At 65.9% G+C, this 23372-nt stretch carries 19 protein-coding genes and 1 pseudogene; all 20 read right to left on the reverse strand.

Translation table 11 applies throughout. The features are described from left to right. Positions 1–87: 87 nt before the first annotated feature. The gene (locus K2M58_RS10465) at positions 88–885 is read right to left on the reverse strand and encodes a hypothetical protein (protein ID WP_220677497.1); all 798 of its coding nucleotides are present in this window, start codon (positions 883–885) and stop codon (positions 88–90) included. Positions 886–1089: 204 nt separating this feature from the next. Further along, positions 1090–1794: an ABC transporter ATP-binding protein gene (locus K2M58_RS10470; RefSeq protein WP_066203377.1), complete on the reverse strand. Its 705-nt coding sequence runs from the start codon at positions 1792–1794 to the stop codon at positions 1090–1092. Next, entirely contained in the window at positions 1781–2572 is a 792-nt protein-coding gene (locus tag K2M58_RS10475; protein ID WP_220677498.1) for an ABC transporter ATP-binding protein, read from the reverse strand. The genes K2M58_RS10470 and K2M58_RS10475 overlap by 14 nt, the downstream gene beginning before the upstream one ends. A 3-nt stretch (positions 2573–2575) precedes the next feature. Beyond that, the gene (locus K2M58_RS10480) at positions 2576–3514 is read right to left on the reverse strand and encodes a branched-chain amino acid ABC transporter permease (protein ID WP_220678899.1); all 939 of its coding nucleotides are present in this window, start codon (positions 3512–3514) and stop codon (positions 2576–2578) included. Between the two features lie 9 nt (positions 3515–3523). After that, on the reverse strand, positions 3524–4399 hold the full coding sequence (locus K2M58_RS10485; protein ID WP_220677499.1) for a branched-chain amino acid ABC transporter permease: 876 nt from the start codon (positions 4397–4399) through the stop codon (positions 3524–3526). A 205-nt stretch (positions 4400–4604) separates the two neighbouring features. Further along, complete coding sequence (locus tag K2M58_RS10490; protein ID WP_220677500.1) at positions 4605–5852, reverse strand: ABC transporter substrate-binding protein; 1248 nt, start codon at positions 5850–5852, stop codon at positions 4605–4607. A 398-nt stretch (positions 5853–6250) separates the two neighbouring features. Beyond that, complete coding sequence (locus K2M58_RS10495) at positions 6251–8008, reverse strand: methyl-accepting chemotaxis protein (RefSeq protein ID WP_220677501.1); 1758 nt, start codon at positions 8006–8008, stop codon at positions 6251–6253. A 330-nt stretch (positions 8009–8338) separates the two neighbouring features. After that, the gene (locus K2M58_RS10500; RefSeq protein WP_220678900.1) at positions 8339–9604 is read right to left on the reverse strand and encodes an MFS transporter; all 1266 of its coding nucleotides are present in this window, start codon (positions 9602–9604) and stop codon (positions 8339–8341) included. Positions 9605–9632: 28 nt separating this feature from the next. Beyond that, positions 9633–10835, reverse strand: coding sequence for a zinc-binding dehydrogenase (locus tag K2M58_RS10505; RefSeq protein ID WP_220677502.1), 1203 nt, complete (start codon positions 10833–10835; stop codon positions 9633–9635). Positions 10836–10945: 110 nt separating this feature from the next. Further along, on the reverse strand, positions 10946–12628 hold the full coding sequence (locus tag K2M58_RS10510) for an AMP-binding protein (protein ID WP_220677503.1): 1683 nt from the start codon (positions 12626–12628) through the stop codon (positions 10946–10948). A gap of 11 nt (positions 12629–12639) precedes the next feature. Further along, a complete protein-coding gene (locus K2M58_RS10515; RefSeq protein WP_220677504.1) occupies positions 12640–13098 on the reverse strand; it encodes a MaoC/PaaZ C-terminal domain-containing protein in 459 nt (152 codons plus the stop codon). A gap of 60 nt (positions 13099–13158) precedes the next feature. Further along, entirely contained in the window at positions 13159–14286 is a 1128-nt protein-coding gene (locus tag K2M58_RS10520) for a zinc-dependent alcohol dehydrogenase family protein (RefSeq protein ID WP_220677505.1), read from the reverse strand. Between the two features lie 21 nt (positions 14287–14307). Then, complete coding sequence (locus tag K2M58_RS10525) at positions 14308–15318, reverse strand: acrylyl-CoA reductase family protein (protein ID WP_220677506.1); 1011 nt, start codon at positions 15316–15318, stop codon at positions 14308–14310. Positions 15319–15356: 38 nt separating this feature from the next. Next, positions 15357–16157 carry an enoyl-CoA hydratase-related protein gene (locus K2M58_RS10530; RefSeq protein ID WP_220677507.1) on the reverse strand — a complete coding sequence of 267 codons (801 nt, stop codon included), beginning with the start codon at positions 16155–16157 and terminating at the stop codon, positions 15357–15359. A gap of 17 nt (positions 16158–16174) precedes the next feature. Beyond that, positions 16175–16747: a peroxidase-related enzyme gene (locus K2M58_RS10535; protein ID WP_220677508.1), complete on the reverse strand. Its 573-nt coding sequence runs from the start codon at positions 16745–16747 to the stop codon at positions 16175–16177. Beyond that, positions 16744–18405, reverse strand: a complete 1662-nt coding sequence (locus K2M58_RS10540; RefSeq protein WP_252393465.1) for an acyl--CoA ligase family protein — start codon at positions 18403–18405, stop codon at positions 16744–16746. The genes K2M58_RS10535 and K2M58_RS10540 overlap by 4 nt, the downstream gene beginning before the upstream one ends. 178 nt (positions 18406–18583) lie before the next feature. Next, positions 18584–19867 carry an MFS transporter gene (locus K2M58_RS10545; protein WP_252393466.1) on the reverse strand — a complete coding sequence of 428 codons (1284 nt, stop codon included), beginning with the start codon at positions 19865–19867 and terminating at the stop codon, positions 18584–18586. A gap of 414 nt (positions 19868–20281) precedes the next feature. Then, complete coding sequence (gene lhgO, locus K2M58_RS10550) at positions 20282–21523, reverse strand: L-2-hydroxyglutarate oxidase (protein ID WP_220677510.1); 1242 nt, start codon at positions 21521–21523, stop codon at positions 20282–20284. A gap of 146 nt (positions 21524–21669) precedes the next feature. After that, positions 21670–22095, reverse strand: a pseudogene (locus tag K2M58_RS10555) (ABC transporter permease subunit); the annotation flags it as partial. A gap of 180 nt (positions 22096–22275) precedes the next feature. Beyond that, complete coding sequence (locus K2M58_RS10560) at positions 22276–23340, reverse strand: RNA-guided endonuclease TnpB family protein (protein ID WP_220677512.1); 1065 nt, start codon at positions 23338–23340, stop codon at positions 22276–22278. Between the last annotated feature and the right edge of the window lie 32 nt (positions 23341–23372).

A 23372-nucleotide genomic window follows, 5' to 3' on the forward strand; every position in this document is an offset into this window, starting at 1 on the left:
CCCGGAGCGCCTCCTTCCTCATCCCCCTGTAAGCGTAACAAAAAAAGCACCGGTCGCCAAGGACGACCGGTGTCGGCTTTTGGCCGCTTAGCGCCCGGGCGGAGCGGCCTCCCTGCTGCCGTTCGCCGGTCCTCCGCCGTCGCCGGGACCGGCGGGCGCTTCCGATCCGGGTTCGGCGGCCTTTTGTCCGATGCCGGTCGGCGCGGACCGGGGGGGCCCTTCGCCGACCGGCCCGTCTCCGTCCGGCCCGAAGGCGGGCCACTCCAGCCGGGACGCCTGAGCATACCGTTCGAGCAGCGAAAAAAGGTAGGCCAGATCCTCCGGCGAGAGTTTCTCACGGACCGCCGTATACGCTTCGCCCAGCGTCTCGAGCGTGAGCCCGCGGCCGAACACCTCCGCAAGGCGCCGGACGTCCGCCGGCGTCAAACGGGCCTGGGCCCAGCGGAGAAATTCGGCCTTTTCCTTTGGCGTCATCGTGGCCTCGAGGACGTCGATCGCCCGGACCAGTTCGTCCGACGGGACCGCCGGGGCGCTCACCTCGACGGCGTCGCTTCCACCTTGGGGTTTGCCGCCGCCGGTGGCGGCGCCGGCGTTCTTTGCGCCCGAAGGGCGCCGCTCGACGCCGTCGATCGCCGCCCGGGTCTCGCCGGCGTATCGAAAGAGTTCGAACCACGCCTCGAGCCGGGTCGCGATCGCCCGTTCGACGGTGCGGTCCAGCTCCGCCTGCACGGCGTCCGGGAGGCCGATCCAGACGAAGGGCCGGAGCCCTCCGCCGCCTTCGCCCCCGGCCCAGTTTCCCGGCCCCCATCCGGCGGCGACGTACCCGGCGACAAAAAAGGACGCCGCCCAAAAAAGGCGCCAAAAGGCCCGACCGATCGTCCGCATCGCGCTCCCTCCCGCGTGGCACCTGTTTCCAGTTTGCCAGCGAGACCGGTCCCATATACGCCGGGCCCGGGATCCGCCGGAAGCGGGCAACGACCGACGCCCGGACGCCGGGGCCCGTCGGTGGAGGGCGCCGGCCTTGAAGGCTCCGGCGGTCGAAAAGCGACCGCATGGCCGCCCGACGGCCGCCGGAGACCCCAGACGGCGCTAGCCGCCGAGGTACGCCGCCCGCACCTTTTCGCTCTGCCGGAGCGCCTCGCTCGGACCCTCCAGCACGATCCGCCCCGTCTCGATGACGTACGCCCGGCGGGCGACGCCGAGGGCCATGTGGGCGTTTTGCTCGATGAGGAGGATCGTCGTCCCCTGCGCGTTGATCTCCCGGATGATGCCGAAGATCGTCTGAACAAGGACGGGCGCAAGCCCCATCGACGGCTCGTCCATGAGGAGAAGCTTCGGCCGGGCCATGAGCGCTCGGCCGATGGCGAGCATCTGCTGTTCGCCGCCGGAGAGCGTCCCGGCCGGCTGCCGAAGCCGCTCCTTAAGGCGCGGAAAGAGGGCGAACACCCGCTCCAGGTCGGCCTGGATGCCCGCCCGATCCCGCCTGAGGTAGGCGCCCATCTCGAGGTTTTCCTTCACCGTCAGGTTGGCGAACACCCGGCGGCCTTCCGGCACGTGGGAGATGCCGAGGGCGACGATGTCCTCCGGCCGGCGGCGGGTGAGGTCCTCGCCCCGGAAGCGGATCGTCCCGTTTTTCGGCCGCACAAGGCCGGAGATCGTCCGAAGGAGCGTCGTCTTCCCGGCGCCGTTGGCCCCGATCAGGGTGACGATCTCCCCTTCGTCGACCGAAAGCGAGACGCCCTTTAAGGCGTGGATTTTCCCGTAATAGACGTCGATCGCCTCAAGCGAGAGCATCTTCCGCCGCCTCCCCCAGATACGCTTCGATCACCCGCGGGTTTTTCCGCACGTCCGCCGGCGTGCCGTGGGCGATGAGGGCGCCGTGGTCGAGGACGTAGATCCGCTCGCTCACCGACATGACGAGGGACATGTCGTGCTCGATGAGGAGGATCGTGAGCCCGAACGCCTCCCGCACCTGGCGGATGAGGTCCATGAGTTCCTGCGTCTCCCGGGGATTCATCCCCGCCGCCGGCTCGTCAAGGAGGAGGAGCTTCGGCCGCGTCGCCAGCGCCCGGGCGATCTCCAGCCGCCGCTGCATGCCGTAGGGAAGGTTTCGGGCGAGTTCCCCTTCGACGGCAGAAAGCCCCACCCGCTCGAGGAGCTTCCGGCTCTCCGCGAGCATCCGATTTTCTTCCCGAAAAAAGCGGGGAAGGCGGAAGATCGAGTCGATGAACGTATGATGCGTGTTCACCTGGTAGGCGATCCGCACGTTGTCGAGGACGGTCAGGTTCTGGAACAGCCGGATGTTCTGAAACGTCCGGGCGATCCCCCTCCGCGTCAGGCGGTGGGGCGCGGTGCCGTCGATCCGCTCGCCGAAAAAGCGGATCTCCCCCGCCGTCGGCCGGTAGACGCCGGTCAGCAGGTTGAACACCGTCGTCTTCCCGGCGCCGTTCGGGCCGATGAGGGCGACAAGCTCCCCTTCGTCCAGATAAAGGTCGACGTCTTTCACCGCCGTGAGGCCGCCAAAGTGGATGGTCAGCCCCTTCGTCTCCAGCACGCGCGCCTTCGTCGTCATCCGTCACGCCTCCTTCGCCCGGCGGCGGAAGAGGTCGCCGAGCTCGCGGTTGCCCATGAGCCCCTGAGGCCGGTAAAGCATGACGAGGATGAGCACCAGGCTGTAGAGGATCATCCGCGTCTCCGGAAACGCCTGCAGGTAAATGTTCACGACGCTAAGAAGCGTCGCCGCCAAAACCGCCCCGCTCAGGCTCCCGAGGCCGCCCAGGACGACGAAGACGAGGATCTCAAACGACTTCAGGAAGCTGAAGGCGACCGGCTGGATGATGTAAAACTGATGCGCGTACATCGCCCCGGCGATGCCGGCAAAAAACGCCCCGACGGCAAAGGCGAGCACCTTATAGTACGTCGTCGGCACCCCCATCGCCTCCGCCGCCACCTCGTCTTCCCGCACCGCGAGCATCGCCCGGCCGTGGGCGGAGTGGGTCAGGTTCGCGATGACGACGAGCATGACGACGACGGCCCCGTACAGCACCGTCCAGTTCGTGAGATGTTTTACCTGCATCCCGGCGGCGCCGCCGACGTAGTCGATGTTGTACAGGGTGATGCGGACGATTTCCCCGAAGCCGAGGGTGGCGATGGCGAGGTAGTCTCCCCGGAGGCGGAGCGTCGGAGCCCCGACGAAAAGACCGAAAAGCGCCGCCACCACGCCGGCGGCGAGGATGGCGAGGAGAAACGGCTGATCGAGCTTCGTCGTGAGCACCGCCGACGTGTACGCCCCGACGGCGAGAAAGCCGGCGTGGCCGATGGAAAACTGCCCCGTCACGCCGATGATGAGGTGGAGGCTTGCGGCGAGCATGATGTTGATGCCGATGTTCATGAGCATGTTTTCATAAAAGCGGCCGATCCAGCCGGCAGAAAGCCCCGCTTGAACGACGGCGTACAGCGCAACGATCCCGAAGAAGAGGAGGACTAGACGCTTTCGATCCGGCGCGATGGTCATCGGCGTCACCTACACTTTCTCCCGGACGTTTTTCCCGAAGAGCCCCTGCGGCATGAAGAGAAGGATCAGGATGAGAATGATGAACGCCACGGCGTCCCGGAAAAGGGAAAAGCCGAGGGCGCTCACCCCCGTCTCGACGAGGCCGAGGAGGAGGCCGCCGACCATCGCCCCGGGGATGCTCCCGATCCCGCCCATCACCGCCGCCACGAACGCCTTGAGCCCTGGGATGAGCCCCATGAGCGGATCGATCTTCGTGTAGTAGAGGCCGAAGATGACGCCGGCGGCGCCGGCCAGGGCCGACCCCAAGGCAAACGTCCAGGAGATCGTCCGGTCGACGCTGATGCCCATCAGGCGGGCCGCGTCGGCGTCGTACGAGACGGCCCGCATCGCCTTCCCGATCTTCGTGTAGTGGACGATCCACTGCAGAAGGAGCATGAGCAAAAAGGCGATGAGGAGGATGACGAGCGTATCGAGCCGCGTCGTCGCGCCGAACACCCGGATCACCCGGTCGCCGAAAAGGTCCGGGTAGACGTCCGGCTGGGCGCCGCGGACGTAGATCGTCGTGTACTCGATAAAGAGCGACACGCCGATCGCCGTCGTGAGCGCCGCGATCCGGGGCGAATTCCGGAGGCGGCGGTACGCCACCCGCTCGATGATGACGCCGATGATCGACGTCACCGCCATCGTGAGGAGGATCGCCGGAATAAAGCCGAGATGAAGCACCGTGATCGCATAGAAGCCGATGAACGCCCCGAGCATGAAGACGTCCCCGTGGGCGAAGTTGATGAGCTTGACGATGCCGTAGACCATCGTGTAGCCGAGGGCGATGAGGGCGTAGATGCTGCCGACCGAGATGCCGTTTAAAAGCTGCTGCATCCAGTTCATGGAAGCACCGTCCTTTTCATCAAAAAACGGTGGAGAAGCGCCCCTCCGGGCGCTTCCCACCTTCTCCGCAAATCGGACCGCCGACCGGCCCGGATCGCTTGCGACCGCGCCGTCGCCGGCGGCCGCCCGATTCTCGACCGGCTCCGTCGCCGTACCCGAACGGCCGGTCTTTTGGCTCCGAACCTCGCTCCGGCTCGGCTTTTAATCACTCCGGCTGGACTTTCGTCCGGAACGTCTGCTTGCCGTCCTTGAACTCGATGATGGCCGCCGCCTTGACGGGGTTGTGGTTCTCGTCGATCGAGATCTTGCCGGTGACGAGCTGGAGGTCTTTCGTCTCCGCCAGCGCCTGCGCGATCTTCTCCGGATCGGACGACCCCACCCGCTTGATGGCGTCGGCGAGGAGGTACATCGCGTCGTAGCCGAGGGCGGCGAAGCCGTCCGGCGTCTTGCCGAATTTATCCTTGTACGCCTTGACGAACGCCTGCACCGCCGGATCCGGGTCCTCGGACGAGTAGTGGTGGGTGAAGAACGTGTTGTTGAGCGCCTCTTTCCCGGCGAGCTCGAGGAGCGTCGGCGAACCCCAGCCGTCTCCGCCGACGATCGGGCCGGTGTAGCCGAGCTCCCGCGCCTGCTTGATGATGAGCCCGACTTCCTCGTAGTACCCCGGAACGTAGAGGACGTCCGGATTTTTGTCCTTGATGCGGGTGAGCGTCGAACGGAAGTCGGTGTCCTTCTGGACGTACGACTCTTCGGCGACGATCGTGCCGCCGGCGGCCTTGAAAGTATCGATGAAGGAGGCGGCGAGCCCCTTCGAGTAGTCGCTCGACGAGTCGATGTAGACGGCCGCCGTCTTCGCCTTCAGATCGTTCAGGGCGAACTGCGCCGCGACCTTCCCCTGGAACGGGTCGATGAAGCACGCCCGGAACATGTACGGGTGGACCTGGCCCGTCTTCTCGTCGACGGTCACCGACGCCGCCGTCGCCGCCGGCGAGACGACCGGCACCTTGTTCTCCGTCGACAGCTGGATCATCGCCTTCGTGTTGCCGGACGTTGCCGCGCCGATGATCGCCGACACCTTATCCTGCGTCATGAGCCGCACGGCCACGTTCGCCGACTCGGCGTTGTCGGAGCGGTTGTCCTGCTTGACGAGCTTGATCGTCATGCCGTCGATGCCGCCCTGCTTGTTCAGCTCCTCCGCCGCAAGCTCGGCGCCGTTCGCCGCCGACGTGCCGTAGGACGAGACGTTGCCGGAAAGCTCCAGGTTGAGACCGATTTTCACCTCACCCTTGGCCGCCTCACCCTTGGCCGCCTCTCCGCCGGAGGGCGTCGACGCCTGCGGCGACCCGGTGTCGGACGTTCCCTTTCCGCCCGTGCCGCAACCGGCAAGGACGAACAAGAACGCCGCCAGCAGGAGGAGCCAGCGCCCCCGAACGGGCCATGTCCGTTTCGTCATCGATCGACAACCCCCTTTGTTTTTCCCCCATCCATTCACAAAATTTTCGGATGGTGGTGGCAAACCTGCTTAAGATTATAATCATCTCCTGGCCGTTCGTCTATAGGATGGGGCTATTTATTTTTGCGCTGCAACCGTGAAAACACCGGCAGCCGATGAGCGCAAGGCCGCTCCGCTTCGCGGGCCTTCCCGCGCCCATCGGCCGCCCGCCGGCACGGCGTTCCCCGCGTCCGGAATCCGGCGACCCGTGCCGGCCCTCAAACCGTCGCGCGCCGAAAGCGGTCGCACGTCGAAAAGGTCGTTTGCCCGAAGCCGTCGCCCGCCGAAAGTCGCCCATGCCGCAAGTCTCGCATGCCGCATACCGTCGCGCGCCGGAACGCGTCACGCGCCATGAGCCGTCACAGCTTAAACTGCTTCAGCGTCTCCGTCAGGCGGTCGAATCCCTCTTTGAGGGCGGCGATCTGCCCGCGGAGATTTTCCGCCAGCGCCCCCGTCTCCTCGCTCGAGGCGGCGACTTCTTCCGCCGACGCCGACGACTCCTCGGCAAAGGCGACCACTTCGGCCAGGGAGGCGGCGACCTGGGCGGCGTACGCCTCGATCGATTTCAAGCCGTCCGAAAGCTCGCCGATCGCCCGGTCCGTCTTTTTCGCCTGCTCAGCGACGACCGGGAAGAGCCGTCCCGTCTCTTCGAGCCGCTCGATGTGCCGCCGGAGGAGGCCGCTTTCCTCGTTCACCTGCTCGGAAAGCTGCCGCGCTCCTTCGGCCACCTCGTCGAGCGTTTCCCGCACTTTTTTCACGAAACCGGCCGACTGGACGGCGAGTTTGCCGATCTCCTCCGCTACGACGGCAAAGCCCCGGCCGTGCTCCCCCGCCCGGGCCGCCTCGATCGAGGCGTTCAAGGCCAGAAGCTGCGTCTGGGTGGCGATCTCCTGGATCTGCGCCAGCACCTCCACCATCTCGCGGGTCATCTCCGTCACCCGGTCGGAGACGGAGCGCATCTCCTGGTTCGCCTTCAAGACTTCGCGCCCGTCGAGGACCAGGGCCTCGACCGCCTCGACGCCGCGCTCGGCCTTGGCCTGGCTTTCGCCGGAGAGGGTCCGGACCGTCTCCGCCCCTTCCGCCATCCGAACGAGCCGCTCCTTGACGCCGTCGACGGCTTCCGAAGCGTTCTGGATGCGCTGCGTCTGCTTTTCCGTCGCTTCGGCGAGCTGGGTGATCACCTGGCTCACTTCTTCCGACACGGCGCCGAGTTGATCCGCCATCTCCTGCACTTCGGCGATGAACGACCCGCTGGTGCGCTCCATTTCCTGGGCCTGGCGGATCGCCGCCCGGAGCTTGGCGACGTACTGCCGGAACCACCAGGCGAGGGTGCCGGTCTCATCCATCGTCTGGACCGGCACGGCGACCGTAAGGTCCGCCTCGCCCTGCGCCGCCTCCTGCATCGCCCGGGCCACCTCCCGGAGCGCCCGGTGCGACGCCCGCATGGCGATGCTGACAAACAGGGTCCCCAGGATGAGGTTGCCGATGTCGCTCAGAAGAAGCGTCCGGCCGATGACGAGCCAGTCGGCCGACCGCTGGAACGTCTCCAGGTGGGCGACGGCCGAAGCGCTGCTCATGAGGATCGTCGCCAGAAGCTGCAGGAAAATCCCGGCCCCAAGCCGGACCGAGGAGGAAAACAACCCGGTTGACCGGTGCCGAAACGCCTTTTCGGCAAAGACTTTTTCGTATTCGAACACGATGAGCACGTAGAAGATAAGCGTCACCGGCACCGCCGCGCCGATGCCGAACGACTCCAGGGCCCAAAACTGAAGCGGCGAGACGTCCGCAAGACGGCCCGCGGTGATCCCAACCCCGATCGGCGCATAGATCAACATCCAAAGAAGAAAGGCGAGCGGAAACCCGACAAGCCAGCGGTAAACGGTTTCCGAAGCACCATGCTCAAGCGCGACCCAGAAGGCGTGCAGCATCCCCAGCGTGCCTGCCAAGTAAACAAAAACCCAAAGGAGCACCGGCCAGGCGAAAAAGGCACCGGCGAGCGTCCCGGCATCGACGAGGCGAGCGATTCCGGTGACATACAAGAACCAGACCAGCGGCGCGAACAAGACGCTCAATACCGCATACCCGATGATGCGCCGGCGAGACTGTGCCTTTTCCATCGATCTTCCTCCCATCTTTCCGCTCACGATCCGGTGGCCGCTCATGATCCGACGGCCGGTGTCGGAACCGCTGATGCGGACCTGACGAGACGCCTGATGCGTGTCTTACGGAGGGTCTGATGCATGCCTGATGGGGCACTTTCTGGATGCCTTATGTACGGCGGTTTCCGGTAAGAAGTGTATCGGAAGGTTCCAAGGAAATTTTAATGAAACGGCGGCGCCAAGAGGCGCCGCCGCGCGACGTCTTTTCCGCCTTCGCTTAAGAGGTATTTTGCGCTTTCCGAAAGCTTTGTCGTCCGACGACGGCTTCTGCCGAGGTGAAGCCTGCCCTCATTCCAGCGGCGCTTCCGTCCGGTCTTTTAACATCGCCGTTCCGGCAAGGGAGATCAGGCCGAGGACGATGACATACAGCGAGATCGCCGCCGACGAGCCGGTCGTTTTCAAGAGCCACGTGCTTACGAGCGGCGCCGGACCGCCGGCGATGATCGCCGTGAGCTGATATCCCAGCGAGGCGCCGCTGTAGCGAAGCCGCGTCGGAAAGTTTTCCGCGATGAGGGCCGCCTGCGGCCCGTACAGGATCCCGTGCAAGAACATCGCGATGATCGTCGCCAGAAAAATGAATCCGACGTTTTTCGTGTTGACAAGGGCGTAATACGGAAAAGCCCAAAGGATCATCATGAGCACGCCGATCAGATACGTCCGCTTCCGGCCGATCCGGTCCGACAAGTGGCCGAAGAAAGCGATCGCGATCATGTTGGCCAGCGCCGCGACGATCGTGGCGTTGACGAAGACGCTTTTGTCCATGCCGAGGTAGGTCGTTCCGTAGCTGATGATGAAGGTGACGAAGATGTAGAACGAACCGTTTTCCACCACCCGGGCGAGCATCGACCAGACGATTTCTCCCGGATGCTTGACGAGCACCTCGCCGACCGGGACGCGGCTGATCGCCTTCTGGGCCAGCGCCTTTTGAAAGAGCGGCGACTCGTACACTTTAAGGCGCACATAAAGCCCGACGGCGACGAGGATGAGGCTCAAGAGAAACGGAATCCGCCAGCCCCACGTGCCGAACGCGTCGCCGGTGGCGGCGATCGTGAGCGTCGTCACGATCGAAGAGAGCAACAAGCCGAACGGCACGCCCATCTGCGGCAAACTTGCCATAAATCCCCTGCGGCGTTCATCCCCCCACTCCATCGAGAGGAGGATCGCGCCGCCCCATTCGCCCCCGATGCCGATCCCTTGAATCAGACGAAGGACGGTGACGATGACCGCCGCCCAGAGACCGACGGCGTCGTACGTCGGCATGAGGCCGATGAAGGCGGTGGCCAGGCCCATGAGAAGGAGCGTCACCACGAGCGTCGTCTTTCGCCCGAGGCGATCGCCGTAATGTCCGAAAATCGCCGCGCCGACGGGCCGAGCCACGAATCCGAGCGCAAACGTCGTAAATGACTGCATCAAGGCCACGTACGGGTCGCCCTTCGGAAAGAAGAGCTGCGGGAAGACGAGCGCCGCCATCGTTCCGTACAGAAAGAAGTCGTACCATTCGATTGTCGTTCCGATGACGCTGGAGATGGCGGCTCGGCGCCGCTGCCGCGCCATTTCCGCGGCGTCAAGCGACGGAAGCGTTTCAAGCGTCACGGGACTCTCCTCCTTCCGCCATGCGCACGATGGCACGTCCGGCGATCTTCCGCGCCGCGAGATCGGCGTACGCCGTATTGACGGCAGCGAGATCGTAGACGCGGGTCACCGTCCCCGCCAGGTCGATGGCCCCGTCTGCGACGAGGGCGAGCATCGTCGGCAGATCCTGCCTCACCCGGGCACCGTAAGAGCCCCGGATCGAAAGCCCCCGCCGCACGAGATGCGTGATCGGCACTTCGGCTTTGGCTTCTCCCGCAGCGAGGCCGATGGCGACCAGGCGGCCGCCGTCCCGAACGAGGGAAAGGGCAAGCTCCACCGTCTCCGGCCGGCCCAAGGCTTCAAAGGCGACGTCCACCCCCTTTCCGCCGGTCATCGCTCGCACCTTTTCCCGGGCTTCCTCGGCAAGCACCGCTTCGGTCGCGCCGAGGCGACGGGCGAGTTCGAGCTTGGCCGGTTCCACGTCGATGGCGATCACGGTCCGGGCACCAAAGCGTCGCGCCCACTGAACGACGTTCAGCCCGACCCCTCCGACCGCCACGACCGCCACCGTCTCTCCCGGCCGGACGTCCCCGCCGTGGCGGACGGCCCCGTAGGCCGTCATGACCGCACAGCCGAGGACGGCCGACGGATGAAGCGGAAGCCCGTCCGGGAGGCGGTAGACCGCCGTCTCCGGCAGCACCGCATACTCCGCGAGCCCGCCCATCGAGTACATGGCGATCGGGCGGCCGTCGGGAAAGGCAAGGCGGGACCGCCCGTCGTACAGCCGGCCGGACAGACGGTTGTAACGAAAGAAATTTTCGCACAGGTCGTCCCGTCCGGCGGCGCACGCCTCGCAGCGGCCGCACGGGAGGATGAACGTGCCGACCACCCGATCGCCGACCGCGACCGCCGTCACCCCCGGCCCGACGGCGGCCACCGTGCCGGAGATTTCATGGCCGAGCACCGCCGGCGTCGGAAAAGCGATCTCCCCGCGGAGCACATGCAGGTCCGAATGGCAGACGCCGCAGGCGGCGACGCGGACGAGCACCTCGCCGGGACCGGGCTTCGGGATCGGCAGGCGTTCGATCCGCATCCGTTCGCCGACGCCGTAGAAGACCGCCGCCCGCATCTCGCCGTCCGGAAAGGCCGCCTTCGGCCCGGTCGGCTCCGGGGCGTCCGGTCCCGGCGCAACGAAATTTTCCCCGTCATCCATGGAAGACCTCTCCTTTACGACATGTCTCCTTGACGACATGCGGTCTGTCGACGCGTAACGGTCCGACGGAACACGGGGGACCGCCCGCGCATATCGGCCCGCCGGGGCATCTAAGCCCGGTCTTCGGCCTTTTCTCCGCCGTTCGGGTCCGAAGGCCCGCCGCCGAACGGTGGCGCCTCCCCCGCTTCGGCAGCCCGGGCGCGAGCCTCCGCCCGAAGGACATGCCGCATGAGCTTGCCCGTCGGCGTAAGAGGCAGCGCCTCGACGAAACGGATCTCCCCGGGAACCGCGTGGTGTCCGACCGCGTTTCGGACCAGCGCCTTGAGCGCCGATGCCAGCGCTTCCGTAGGCTTCGCTCCCGAGACGAGCTGAACGTAAGCCGCCACCCGCTCCCCCCGCACCGGATCCGGGACGCCGATCGCCGCCGCCATCGCCACCGCCGGATGCCGAAGAAGGGCGCTTTCGATGTCGTGGGGGCCGAGACGATACCCGGCGGCATTGATGATGTCGTCCTTCCGTCCCCGGAACCAGAAATAGCCTTCCTCGTCCCGCACCGCGAGGTCCCCGGTGCGCAAAAATCCCCCGGCCGTTTTTTCCGCCGTCGCCGCGTCGTTTTTCCAGTAGCCGAGAAACGCCACCGGATCCGGCAACCGGAGGGCGATTTCGCCCACCGTCCCGGGAGAAACCGGCGCACCGGACTCATCCAGAAGGACGACCTCGTGCCCGGGATAGGCCAGGCCCATCGAACCCGGCCGGAGCGGATCGACCGGATGACAGTGGCCGATGAGGAGGTTGGCTTCCGTCTGGCCGTAGAACTCATTGATCGGAAGCCCGAACGTCTCCGCGCTCCACGCCTGAAGCTCCGGATCGAGCGGCTCGCCGCCGGCGTGGACGCTTTGGAGGGCCAGGCGTTTCGGCCGGTATCCTGAGGCCCGCATCATTTTGAGCGCCGTCGGAAAGAGAAACGTGTGCGTCACGGCGTAGGTCTCGAGGAGCCGGAACGCCGCTTCCGGATCGAACTTGGGCGCCCGGTAGGCGATCACCGTAAAGCCGTAAAACCAGGCCGGAAACAAAACGTCGAGCAATCCGCCGACCCACGCCCACTCGGCCGGAGACCAGTAACGAGCCGGAAATTGCGGGAAGTTTGAGTACAGGTAAAACCCGGGAAGATGTCCGAGCAGCACCCGGTGCGGAAGCAGCGCCCCCTTCGGCGGTCCGGTCGTTCCCGACGTATAGACGAGGAGCGCCGGGTCGTCCGCCCGGGTCGCCGCGGGATTCGCCGGGCGGGCTTCTTCCGCCCAGGCCGGCAGGCGGTCGGCCGGCCACGCGTCGACGCCGGCCGTCCGAAACAGCGTCTCATGAACGTCCAGCGACCGCCGGCCGACAATGAGGGCCTTCGCGCCGGAATGCTCGAGACGGTAGCGGAGGGCCGCCTCCCCGAACACCGGCGAAAGCGGCAGCACGATCGCCCCCAGGCGGTAAAGCGAAAGGTGCGCCAGCGCCGCCTCGACCGACGGCGGCACGAGCACCCCGACGACGTCCCCCTTTCCGATCCCACGCGCGGCAAACACGGCGCTCAGGCGGGCGGCCAGATCCGCCAGCGCCCCGTACGTCAGCGTCCGCCCGCCGGGTTCGACGAGCGCCTCCCGTTCCGGCGTCCGCCGCGCCCACCGCTCGACCGTATCGACCGACAGGTTAAAGAATTCCGGTATTTCCCAGCGAAACCGCGCCCGAAGCGCTTGCCGGGCAAATCGCGGCAGCCGGTACGCCTCCTCCCCGGTGGGATGCGGCACGCTCTCGCCCCCTATTCGCGTTCCCCGGTCGACGCGCTTTCTTTGCGGACGAGCATGCGGATCCGGCCGGAAACGAGCGCCTCCCCCCGCGCGTTGACGATCGTCTGGTCGACGACGACGATGCCCGAGGCCGGATCCCGATCGAGGAGCCCCGCCACTTCGCTTTCGACGGCGATCGTCTCGCCGATCCCGACCGGCCGGACGAAACGCACCCGATCCAGCCCGTAAAACGCGATCACCCACTCCGGTGAAAGCGTATACAAACCGGTCGCCAAAGAAAGCGTCAGCATCCCGTGGGCGATCCGCCGGCCAAAGCGCGTCCGCCTGGCATACGTCTCGTCGACGTGAAGCGGGAAAAAGTCCCCCGATACGCCGGCAAAGGCGACAATGTCCGCCTCCGTCACCGTCCGGCCGCGGCTTCGGTGTCGCTCGCCGACGACATAGCGTTCGAACGGGCGATCGAAACGCATGTGGGAACCTCCTTCCGTTACGGTATGCGGCGCCTCGCGACGAAATGCCGCCGCCCGCCGCTATGGCATCACCGCCACCTGCCGCACCGCATCTCCGCGGCGCAACCGGTCGAACCCTTCGTTCAACCGTTCAAACGGCACCCGATCGGACAAAAGTTTTTCGATCGGCAGCTTCCCGCGTCGGTACAGCTCGATGTAGCGGGGAATGTCTCGGGCCGGAACGGCGCTCCCCATATACGACCCTTTCACCGTCCGTTCCTCTACCGTCATCGTCACCAGCGGAAAGGCGAACTGGTGATCCGGGTGCGGCAAGCCGCTCGTCACCGTCGTGCCGCCGCGCCTGGTGATCCCGTAAGCGACGGACATCGCGTCGACCGACCCGGCGGTTTCAAAGGCGAAATCGACCCCTCCGCCGGTGAGCTCCCGAATCTGTCGCACGACGTCCGGATCTCGGGCATCGAACACGTCCGTCGCCCCGAAATCGGTGGCCAGCTCCAGTTTTTTCGGGTGGATGTCCACCGCGATCAGCCGCCGCGCTCCGGCCAGCTGCGCCCCCAAAAGCGCACTGAATCCGACGCCGCCCAGACCGACGACGGCGACGGTGCTCCCGTCCGGAACCCGGGCGGTGTTAACGACGGCCCCGACGCCGGTGAGCACCGCGCAGCCAAACACCGCCAGCGTGTCAAACGGAAGATCCGGATCGACCTTGACCAGGGAGCGGCGGTCCATGACGGCATATTCGGCAAACCCGGAGACGCCCAGATGATGGTGAAGCTTCTCGCCGTCAAGATGGAGCTTGATTTCTCCGCTCAATAGCGTTCCGGCGACGTTGGCCGCGTTTCCGGGCTCGCACATCGCCGGCCGACCTTCCTGACAGGGCAAACAGTGCCCGCAACTCGGGACAAAAGCGCTGACCACATGGTCTCCCGGACGAAGATCCGTCACGCCCGGGCCGACGTCGACCACTTCTCCCGCCGCTTCATGGCCCAGAACCATCGGCATCGGCCGCGGCCGGCTGCCGTCGATCACGGACAAATCCGAATGGCAAAGCCCGGTCGCCCGAATCCGGACCAGCACTTCTCCCGGACCTGGAGGATCGAGCACCACCGTCTCGAGACGGAGCGGTCGACTTTTCTCGTACGGACCGGGTAACCCCATTTCCCTTAAAACATACGCTTTGATTTTCACGGGTATCCTTCCTTTTCGAATTCAAGTTTGTTCTTCTCCTCCCAGCCGCACGACGATCCGCCCTCGAACCGCCCCGCGAAGGATCGCCTCAAGCGCCTCGATGATCCCGTCGAGTCCGACCTCCCGGGTCATGGCGAGAAGCTCCGGCGGCTTCCACGGTCCCGCCAGACGACGCCAAAGCTCCTCCCGAAGGGACATCGGGCAGTAGACGGAATCGATGCCAAGGAGGCTCACCCCCCGAAGGATAAAAGGGAACACCGTCGTCTCGAGCGCGCTTCCGCCGGCGAGACCGCTTAAGGCGATCGCCCCGCCGTAGCGGATCGCCTTCAAGACCGACGGGGTCGTCCGGCCGCCGACCGGGTCGACGGCGGCCGCCCACCGCTCTTTTTCCAGTGCCTTCCGGCTCTCGGCCGCCACCGCCTCCCGATCGAGCACTTCGGAGGCCCCAAGCCGCCGCAAAAAATCATGGGCTTCCGTTTTCCCGGTGCTGGCCACGACCGTAAACCCGATCCGGGCCAGGATCGCCACCGCCATCGACCCGACGCCGCCCGTCGCCCCCGTGACGAGCACCGGCCCCCGCTCCGGCGTAAGCCCCCATTCCAACAGCCGGTGAACCGACAGCGCCGCCGTGAAGCCGGCCGTTCCGAGGGCCATCGCCTCTTTGAGCGTCATGCCCTCCGGAAGCGGGACGGCCCAGTCGGCCGGCAGGCGCGCCCATTCGCTAAATCCGCCTTCGTGCGACACGCCGAGCCCGTACCCGGTGGCGAGGATGCGATCCCCGGGACGAAACCGATCGTCTTCCGAGGCGACGACGACGCCGGCGAGGTCGATCCCCGGCACCATCGGGTAGCGGGTGAGAATCTTCCCGTCCGGCCGGATCGCCAGGCCGTCTTTGTAGTTCACGCTCGAGTACGCCACCCGGACGAGGAGCTCCCCTTCCGGCAGATCGTCCGTCGTCCGCTCCCGGACGGCCGCGGCGACGCCGCCGTCGGCCGTCCGCTCGACGACGAGCGCCCGAAACCTTTGCTCCATCTTCACCGTTCAACCCCTCGATCCTCGATCATCGCATCTCATTTCGGCGCCGGGGCCGGCCGCTCGATCCCGTCCTGCCACGACGGCGTCCGCTTGTCCAAAAACGCCTGAATGCCCGCCACGGCGTCCGGATGTTTGCTGTTGCGGACGATCACTTCCGTCGCATAAGCGAGCGCCGTCCACTCGTCCAGCGGATACTGCCGGTAAAACAGCCGTTTTCCGAGCTCGACGACGTCCAGGCTGTGGGCGGCCACCTGCAGGGCCAGCTCCTCGGCGACCGCATCCAGCCGCTCGTCCGGGGCCACCTCGTTGACGAGCCCCATCGCCTTGGCCTCTTCGGCGCTGTACAGCCGACCGGTAAAGAGCATCTCCGCCGCCTTCTTCCGCGGCACGTTCCGGCTTAAAAACACCCCCGGCGTGCTGCAGAAAAGCCCCCAGCGAATGCCCGTCGTTCCGAAGCGGGCCGTCTCGGCGGCCACCGCCAGGTCGCTCGCCGCCACCAGCTCCAGCCCCGCGGCCACGGCGAGCCCCCGCACCTTCGCCAGCACCACCTGCGGCATCTCCCGAATCACCCGTTTGAGCGCATACCCCAGCTCAAAAAGCGCATGCACCCCGTGAAGATCCCGCTCCTGAATTTCTCCGAGGTGATGGCCGGCGGAAAACACATTCTCCCGCCCTTCCAAGATGACGACGACCGTCTCCCGGGCCGCGGCGATCGCTTCGAGCCTGGCCTTAAGCTCGGTCATCATCTCGACCGTCAGCGTATTGTGCCGGCCGGCATCGTCCATCCGCACCCGCGCAAGCGGCCCCTTTTTCTCCACGTGGACAAGCGCCGCCATCGTGTCACTCCTTTCACTTAGCGCCCCATCCCATAGAACTCCTCGTTCGGCCAAAGGCCGCTCATGTTCGCCAGGCGATTGCTCATGGCGAAAAACGCCGCGATCGCGCCGATGTCCCAGATCTCGTCGTCGGAAAAACCCGCCTCCCGGAGCGCCTCGATGTCCGCGTCGGTGATGTCCGCCGAGGCGAGCGCCACCTTCATGGCAAAATCGAGCATCGCCCGCTGCCTCGGCGTGATCTCCGCCCGGCGGTAGTTGGTCGCCAACTGATCCGAAAGACGCGGATTTTTCGACCGAAGGCGCAAAATCGCCCCGTGGGCGACGACGCAGTACAGGCAGCGGTTGGCCGCCGACGTGGCGACGACGATCATCTCCCGCTCCGCCTTGGTGAGGCCCCCCGGCCGCTCCATGAGCGCATCGTGATAGGCGAAAAAGGCGCGAAATTCCTCCGGCCGGTGGGCCAGCGCGAGAAAGACGTTCGGCAAAAACCCCGTCTTCGCCCGGACCGCCTCCATGCGGGCCCGCACGTCCTCCGGCAGGGCCGACGGATCCGGGATCGGAAACCGGCTGATCGACCGCCCTTCGCTCACCGGCCTTCCCCTCCCCCGTAGATGCGCCGGTCGCGCCCCTGCCATTCCCGTTCCCGGAGGACGTACTTCTGGATCTTCCCGGTGCTCGTCTTCGGCAACTCGCCGAATTCGATCGTCTTCGGGCACTTAAAGTGGGCGAGGCGCTCCCGGCAGAAGGCGATGAGCTCGGCCTCCGTAGCCGTGCGGCCCGGCTTCAAGGTGACGAACGCCTTCGGCACTTCTCCCCATTTTTCGTCCGGAACGCCGACGACCGCCACTTCCAGCACCGCCGGATGCTCGAGGAGCACCCGCTCCACTTCGATCGAGCTGATGTTTTCACCGCCGGAGATGATGATGTCCTTCGCCCGGTCCCGAAGCTCGATGTAGCCGTCCGGATGCATCACGCCGAGATCGCCCGTATGGAACCAGCCCCCGGCAAACGCCTTTTCCGTCGCGGCCGGATCCTTGTAATACCCGAGCATGACGCCGTTTCCCCGCATGACGACTTCGCCCATCGTCTCGCCGTCGGCCGGCACCGGCCGCATCTCGGCATCGACGACGTCCACGTCCCCCAGCCCGACGTACGGCACCCCCTGCCGCGCCTTCAGCCGGGCCCGTTCTTCCAGCGGGAGCGTCTCCCACGCCTTCCGCCACGCGTTCACGGTAAACGGGCCGTAAACTTCCGTCAGCCCGTAGACGTGGGTGATTCGGGCGCCGAGCCCTTCCATCTGCCGAAGAAGCGCCGGCGACGGCGGCGCCGCGGCGGTGATGATGTGCACCGGCCTGGGAAATGCCCGCCCCGTCCGCTCCAGGTGCTGAGCGATCATCGTCAGCACCGTCGGCGCGGCGCTGAAGTGGGTCACCCCCTCCGCCTCGATGAGGGCCACGATCCGCTCCGGATCAACCTTCGGAAGGAGCACGTGCGTCGCCCCGACGGCGGTGACCGCCCACGGAAAACACCATCCGGCCGCATGGAACATCGGCAGCGTCCAGAGATAGACGTCTTCCGACTGCATCTTTGCCTCGATCACTTCCGCCAAAGCGTTCAAAAAAGCGCCGCGATGATGGAGCATCACCCCTTTGGGGCGGCCCGTCGTGCCGCTCGTGTAATGCAGGCTGATGAGGTCCCATTCGTCCCGAACCGCCACCGGCCGGATCTCCGCCGGCGCCGCATTCAGAAGACCTTCATAGTCGTGCCGGGCCCAGGGCGGCGTGCCGTCGACCGCCGCCTCGCCGTCGAAGATCACGTGCCGGAGCCGGCGTTCCGCCAGCATCGCCGCATGGTCCCGATAAAGCGCCGCGTCGATCAGGAGCACCGACGCCTCGGAATGATCGAGGATATAAGCGATCTCCGCGCTCTTCAGGCGGATGTTGATCGGCACGATCACCGCCCCCATGAGCGGTAGGGCCAGGTGCGCCTCCAGCGCCATCCGCGTGTTCGGCGCCAGCACGGCCACCCGATCGCCATACCCGACGCCCAACCGTTCCAGCCCGTTGGCCAGCCGGTGCACCCGCTCGTGGAGCTCGGAGTACGTCAGGCGGCGATCGCCGTCGACCGCCGCCACGACGTCCCGATACGCCACCGCCGATCGCTCGAGAAACATCGCCGGCGTAAGCGGCGCCCGATACGGGACCCCTTCGCGCTGAAGGGTTTTTTCCGCCATCCGCGTCAAAAGCATCGACGTTCCTCCTTTTCGTGCGCACTCTGCATGCTCATCGCCGGCATCTTCGATCCCTTCCAGAATGGATCGGGCCTCACCGCTCATCGAAACCGCTCGTTGCGTCCATCCAAGCCTTGGACCGGCAAACATGGCGGCCGCCTTGCGGCGGATCCGGCCGACCGTCCCTTCCGGACCGTCATTCCGCCGGCTGTTCTGCCGCCGCCGTCTCCCCGCCGACCCAGCGCATCTCCCGCTCCGCGACGGTTTTGAGCACCGCCGTCCCGATGAGCGACAGCACGCCGACGAGGGCGATGTAGGCGCTGATCGCATGGGTCGTTCCGAACGTTTTCAGCAAATAGGTGGCGATCATCGGCGAAAAGCCGCCGGCCGTCGCCCCGGCCACCTGATAGATGAGCGACGATCCGGTATACCGCAGGGCCGGGGGAAAGTTCTCGGTGTTCACCGCCGCAATCGGCCCGTAGAAAATGCCAAACAGCATCAGCCCGATCGCCGCCGCCAGGACGATGGCGCCGGGCGATTTCGTATTGACGAGGGCAAAGTAAGGGTACGCGTAGACGACCGTCAGCGCATACCCGAACAAGACGACCGACCGCCGCGGCACCCGGTCCGACAAAAACCCGGCGATCGGGATGGTCAACATCAGCACGATCGCTCCCACCAGCGTCGCGTTGACGAACAGATTTTTGGGCATCTGAAGAATCGTTGCTCCGTAGCTAACAAAATAAGTATTGAAAATATAAAACGTTGCAAAAACTTGTAGATTGGCCAGCAAACCGAAAAAGAGCGAGGCCGGATGCCGGCGAAACGTCTCCAAAAGCGGCGCCCGCGCCGTCCGGCGCGTGTTCAACACCTGCTGAAAAATCGGCGTCTCCATCACCGAAAGGCGCATCCACACGCCGAGGACGAGCAGGATGAAGCTGAGGAGAAACGGAATCCGCCAGCCCCACACGTCGAACGCATCGCCCGTCAAGACGATCGTCAGCGACACGACCCCCGAGGACAGGATGAGGCCGAACGGCACGCCCATCTGAGGCAGACTCGCCATGAGCCCCCGCTTCGGACGCTCTGACCACTCCAGCGCCAAGATGACCGCCCCGGCCCATTCGCCGCCGACGGAAAAGCCTTGCAGGAAGCGAAGCAGCGTGATCAGCACCGCCGCCCAGAGGCCGATGTGTTCATAGGTCGGCATCAGCCCCATCAGCGTCGTCGCCGCCCCCATGAGGACGATCGTCACGATGAGCCTCGTCTTGCGGCCGATCCGATCGCCGAAGTGCCCGAAGAACATTCCGCCGAGGGGGCGTGCGAGAAACCCGATCGCGAAGGTCAAAAACGTCTGCATCAGAGCGACATACGGATCGTTGCCGGGAAAGAAGAGCTTCGGAAAGACGAGCGCGGCCACGGTCCCGTAGACGAAGAAATCATACCACTCGATCGTCGTGCCGATGATGCTCGACGCCACCGCTCGGCGCCGCTGCCGGCGCTCGACTTCGGGAGAAAGTTCGATCCCCTGTCCGATTATCCCGCCGCCCTCCCCTGGCCTTTGTCCTTTTTGCAGCTTCATTGCGGTCACGTCGCGATGCGGCGCTCAACCATCGATCTTCGGCGCAACCGGTTCGACATCCCACCCCCTGACGAGCGATCCGCCCTTCGACAACGGAAGGTGAACGAACGATCGCTCATTACAGGTAAACGATCTGCTTCAGCCGCTTTCCTTTCGCGACCGCTTCCGCCCCCTTTCCGGCCCCGCTCCCCGGCCGCCGACAGAGCGGGACCGGTCGACCGCCCTTCTGAGCCGAGGGCTGGGGTCAAAACGTTCCGACGGTGTCTTCATTTTATTTTATGGATTTCGCCGAGTCAATACGGAAAAAAGGATTCACTTCTTTTCTCCGATGCGGGTCGCCCGATCGATTTTCACCGCCAGCGCCTCGCCGATGGCGAGGGCCGCCGTCGCCGCCGGCGACGGCGCGTTCAGCACATGGACGATCCGGCCCGTCTCGAGCAGCACAAAATCATCCTCCAGCGTCCCGTCCCGCCGGACCGCCTGGGCCCGAACGCCGGCGCCTCCCGGGACCAAGTCCTCCGCCCCCAGCGCCGGCACCAGGGTCCGAGCCTCCCGGAGAAAGCGTTCCCGGCTCCACGACCGGAGCATCGTCTCCCGGCCGAGGCCGCGATACCGCCACGCCATGCGCCAGAAATCCGGCCCCTTCAGCCGGTCGACCGCCTCTTTGAAGTCGAAGGCCCGACGGTCGTACCCTTCCCGCGCCCACGCCAGCACCGCGTTCGGGCCGACGTGCACCGCCCCGTCGACGCCGCGGGTAAAATGCACCCCGAGAAACGGAAGGCGCGGATCCGGCACCGGATAGACGAGCCCCCGAATGAGCGACCGGCGCTCCGGCCGAAGTTCAAAATACTCGCCGCGAAACGGCACGATCCGGACCGGCGGCCGAAGCCCGCTCGCCCGAGCCAGCCGGTCGGACCAAAGGCCGGCGGCGTTCACCGCCCGCCGGGCAAAAAAGACGTCCTCGACCGCCCGGTCCCCGTCCTGCCGCCGGACGACCGCCCGCACCCGGGCCCCCTCGTCGAACAAGGCCAGCGCCCGGTGGCCGGTTCGCACCGCGCCGCCCCGGCGGACGATCTCCTCCCGGAGCGCCCGCGCCACGGCGGCAAAGTCGATCACCCCCGTCTCCGGCACCCAGAGCGCCCGGTGCGCCCGGACGTGCGGTTCTTTCGTCCGGAGGTCGTCCGGGCCGATCCACTCGACCCGAAGGCCGTTTTGCCTCCCGCGGACATACAGCGCCTCGAGCCGCTCCGCCTCCGCCTCGTCTCGGGCGACGAGCGCCTTTCCCGGCCGGGCGTGCGGAAGCCCCCACGCTTTTGCCAGCGAAAACAGGGCCTCCCCGCCCTCCCGGGCAAAGCGGGCCTTCAGGCTCCCCGGGCGGTAGTAGATCCCCGAATGGATGACGCCGCTGTTTCGGCCCGTCTGGTGCCGGGCCACGTCGTCCTCTTTCTCCAGCACGACGACCGTCGCATCGGGGCGGCGTTCCAAAAACCGATAGGCCGTCGCCAGCCCGACGATGCCGCCGCCGACGACGAGGAGGTCCAGCGTTTGATCCATCGCCCCCGTTTTCGCCCCCCCTTTTTCGCCACGCGACCCGGCCGCGCCCGCCCGGCGCGACGCCCGAAGTCCGCTCCCTTTAACGCTTAAAATCCGTCCGACGCGGGCCACGCTTATCCCCGCTCGGCGCAACGCAAACCATCCGCTCAGTGCGACGCAAACAGCCGCCCGACGCCGTAAAGCCGCTCCAGGACGGCGATGAAAACGACCGAAATCAGGACGACGACGCTCGAGACCGAGGCGACGATCGGCGAGTACGCATCCTGCATATGAGAAAAAATCTCCGTCGGCAGCGTCCGCATCTTCGGCGAGACGAGGAACAGCGACACCGTCACGTTGTCGAACGACGTCAGAAAAGCGAACATCCCGCCGGAGACGATCGCCGGCCGAAGCAGCGGAAGCGTCACATCCCAGAACACCCGAAGCGGCCGGGCCCCGAGGATCTGGGCCGCCCGCTCGAGCGTCGCATCGTACCCGCTCAAGCCGGCCAGAACGAACCGCACGACATACGGAAACGTGATGAGCACGTGCGCGATCCAGAACCCCAGGGGCGTTCCGCTCAGATAAAGCGGCTTGACCTCCTCCCCGGAATGAATTCCGGGGATTCCCACGGGGAGGTTAGCGCTTGCTCAGCCTCATGCCTTTCAGCTTCGGCCTCATCGCAGCGCCATCCAGGCCGGGTCATCGGCCCGCCCCGGCTGCGTTCCGCCGAAAGGCGTTACCGCACCGGGCGGCGGCCCTCGAACGGCGGCCTACGCCGCCTCGGCCAGGCCGCTCATCGCAAGGCTCACGTTCCAGGCGCCGACGACATCGGCGTGGCCCTGGTAGCCGCACTTCCGGCACCGGAACCGAATCCCGCTTCGGTTCTCCGAAGCGCAGTGCCCGCACCGCGGACACGTCCGGCTGGTATCCTTCGGGTTGACCCACTCGACGCGGATACCGGCGAGGCGCGCCTTGTAGGCGATGAATTGCTGAAGCCGATAGAAAGACCAGGAATGAAGCGATCGCCCGAAGTCGCGCTTCCGGGTGTTCCGCCGGCGAATCCCTTCCAGCTTCTCCATCCGGATGATGCCCACGCCACGGGCGAGGCACCAATCGACGATGGCCCGGCTGATCTTGTGGTCCCGGTCTTTCATCCAGCGGGCCTCTTTGTCCTTCATTTGACGGATCGCTTTTAAAGCTTTCGCTTTCCCCATCCGCCGGCGAAGGGCGTGATACCGGCGGCGGACGTAGGCTGCCTGATCGCCAGAGAAAAAGAGCGTCTCCCCGCCCGCGTTCACGACCGCGAGATAACGAAGCCCCATGTCGATCCCGGCAATTTTCCCGGACTCAGTCCCAGCCGTCTTCTCCTCGACGGGCAGCGTGACCGAAAGGGCGAGGAACCACCGACCGCGCTTTTCGTACAGCTTCGCCGCTCCCTGCAAGACGTCCCGGCCGAGGCGTTCGAGGAGGGCGGCCTGCTCAGGGGTTACCGCAAGCGGCACCCGAACCCGGCCGGCCGGCGTTGGAAACGATGCCGTCCAGAAGTCCCCGACCTTCTTTAAACGCAGGTTCTGGTTGTTAAACGACGGCCAGAGGACCCGGAACGTCTGAACGTCCCGATGCGCCGCCACGTCCCGAAGCACCTGGTTGATCACGGCCGACGGAAGGTCACCGGCGAGATACGCCCGCGCCGTCCGACTGGTGAGCCCCTTTGGCCTCCCGGCGGCGACGAGGTTGTTCGCCAGCGCTGTGGTGCGTTCCACGAGTTCCCGATACCGCCGGATCTTCGCCTGCGTCGGGCGATGGAGACGGAGGCGAAGGGTGATGGTTTGCAATCAGCTTCCTCCTTTCTGTCTATGTTCTTTAT

Source organism: Hydrogenibacillus sp. N12, assembly GCF_019645935.1.
GTDB lineage: Bacteria > Bacillota > Bacilli > Thermicanales > DSM-22653 > Hydrogenibacillus > Hydrogenibacillus schlegelii.